1 protein-coding gene is annotated in these 520 nt (G+C 68.3%); it reads right to left on the reverse strand.

All coding sequences use genetic code 11. The features are described from left to right. The coding region (locus DNK89_RS23975) for a LysR family transcriptional regulator (protein ID WP_238990929.1) at positions 1 to 503 on the reverse strand (503 nt) is incomplete at its 3' end. Positions 504 to 520 lie beyond the last annotated feature (17 nt).

Consider the following 520-nt stretch of genomic DNA (forward strand, 5'->3'; position numbering starts at 1 on the left):
AGGTCCAGCGGCAATGGCTGCGCCAACTGGTGGAAACAGATCAACAGATCGGCCGCGCCCGAGGTGAAGGCCGACACCGTGTCATGCACATTGCCCGTCTGCAGGCTGCAACTGAGCTGCTGGCCCGCGCTCCAGTCGCGCCACCAGCGCGGCAGGTGGGTCGTCGCCAGGGCATAGGACGTCGCCAGTCGCAACTGGTTGCGCGCCGGCACGGCGGCGATTCCCGCGCGCGCCTCGACCAACTGGTTGACCAGTTCGATGGCCGCGACGCGGAAACGCTCGCCCGCCTCGGTGAGCTGGGTCGGGAAAGCGGAACGGTCGATCAGCCGCGCGCCGGCCCAGTTCTCCAGGCTCTGGATGCGGCGGCTGAACGCCGCCTGCGACAGATTGCGGGCCTCGGCCGCGCGCGTGAAATTGCGCAGCTCCGACAGGGTGATGAAGTCCTGCAGCCACCGGGTATCCATACCGCTCCTTGCGCGATTCGCATGGGTCATGCGCGCCATGCATGGCGCCGCATGCG

The organism is Acidovorax sp. ST3, assembly GCF_003231145.1.
GTDB lineage: Bacteria > Pseudomonadota > Gammaproteobacteria > Burkholderiales > Burkholderiaceae_C > Acidovorax.